We start from the raw sequence: 1,779 nt of genomic DNA, 5'->3' as shown, positions 1-1,779 counted from the left end.
CCACGGCACCCATCATCTCGGTCATCGGTGACCTTCCCCGCCAACCCATCAGGTCAGCGTGTTAAGCCACTTACACCGAAATCCTTATAATCCCGTCTGCCCAGGTAGTGGTTGATGGGGTGCTGGCAACTGTGAAGGATGGTTGTCATGCCGAAGGCGTTTTCTGATGAGTTCCGTGCCGATGTGATCGCGGCTGCCCGTAACCGGACGGGCTCGATCGCGGAGGTGGCAGCCCAGTTTCGGGGTCTCGTCCTCGTGTGTGCAGCGGTGGCTGGCCGCTGATGATCAGCAGCAGGCGACTGCCGCTGGTGATGGCCAGGATGTGGCCGATGTGCGGGCGATGCGCCGCAAGATCGCCCAGTTGGAGTAGGAGAATTATGTCCTGCGTCAAGCTGCGGGGTATCTGTCGCGGGGGCTGCTCCCAAAATGATGTACCCGCTCGTCCGTGATCTTGCCGCGGCCGGCGCCCCGGTGCGGGTGCCGGTCGCGGTGGCGTGCCGGGTCCTGAAGTTCTCGTCGCAGGCCTACTACAAATGGCTGAACGATCCGGTGTCGCAGCGTGATTGGGATGATGCCCATTTGATCAACGCCGCTGTTGATATTCATAGGGATGATCCAGAATCCGGGTACCGGTTCATCGCTGACGAGTTGGCGGCGCAGGGGTTTGTTGCGTCGGAGAACCGGGTACACCGACTGTGCAGTCTGCAGCAGATCTACAGCAGCATCAGTCGGCGTGGCCGCAAGAGCGCTCGTTCTGGGCCGCCAGCTCATGATGATCTGGTGCAACGCGAATTCATTGCTGCAGCACCGAATACGATCTGGCTGACTGATATCACCGAGCATCCCACCGGCGAGGGCGAACTGTATATTTGTTTGGTCAAGGATTGTTTCGCCGGTCGGATCGTGGGCTATTCGATCGGACCGCGGATGACCGGCGATCTAGCGGTCAATGCTTTGAATATGGCTGTCACGCATCGTGATTCACCGCCAGGAGTGATCGTGCATTCCGATCGCGGCGCCCAGCACCGCTCGAAAGCATTCCGGGACCGGTTGACCAAGATCGGGGCGAGCTGGTCGATGGGGCAGGTACGGACCTGCGCCGACAACGCGGCGATGGAATCGTTCAACGCGCTGCTGCAGAAGAACGTCCTCGATCGCCGGCGGACCTGGGCCACCCGCGCCGAACTGCGGCACGCGGTGATCTCCTGCATCGAGGGCACCTACCACCGGCGGCGGCGTCAACGGCGGCTGGGAAAGCTGACCCCGATCGAGTTTGAAACAATACACACGGCCCCCACCGATCCCAGCATGACCGTCAACTAAACCCTGGGCAGACCCACCCACTGTCATAGCACTCCATCAGTTGCACACCTAGCGCTGGCGGTTCGGCCACCAGGAAGCTTTGCCGAAGGCCTGCGCGATGGCCGGGACCATCAGCGTGCGCACGACGAAGGTATCCAACAGGATTCCGCAGCCGATGATGAATCCCATCTGCGCCATCTGCAGCAGACTGCCCGCCATCATGCCCATCACCGCGGCCGCGAACACCAGGCCCGCGGAGGTGATCACCGAGCCGGTGTGATGGACGGTCCGGATCAGCCCGATCCTGGTGCCGCGCACAGACTCTTCGCGCAATCGTGAGATGAAGAGCATGTTGTAGTCGGCGCCGACGGCCACCACCAGAGTGAAGGTCATCGCGGGTATCGCCCACGAGATCTCCTGTCCCAGAAGCTGTTGGAACACCAGGACACCGAGTCCTATCGCAGCGAGATAGGTCAG

General features: G+C 61.4%; 1 protein-coding gene and 1 pseudogene. One reads left to right on the top strand and one right to left on the bottom strand.

The genetic code is table 11. From position 1 onward, the window contains the following. Positions 1 to 147: 147 nt before the first annotated feature. Positions 148 to 1,323: pseudogene (locus G341_RS0100055) on the top strand (IS3 family transposase). A gap of 48 nt (positions 1,324 to 1,371) precedes the next feature. On the opposite strand, the gene G341_RS20420 reads toward G341_RS0100055, so the two are convergent. Continuing rightward, positions 1,372 to 1,779: MMPL family transporter (locus tag G341_RS20420; RefSeq protein WP_018177068.1), on the bottom strand; the 408-nt coding region annotated here is incomplete at its 5' end.

This window comes from Jongsikchunia kroppenstedtii DSM 45133 (assembly GCF_000380485.1).
Taxonomy (GTDB): domain Bacteria; phylum Actinomycetota; class Actinomycetes; order Mycobacteriales; family Mycobacteriaceae; genus Jongsikchunia; species Jongsikchunia kroppenstedtii.
Note: the sequence above shows the minus strand (reverse complement) of the source record. Positions and strands in the feature narration are given on the sequence as shown.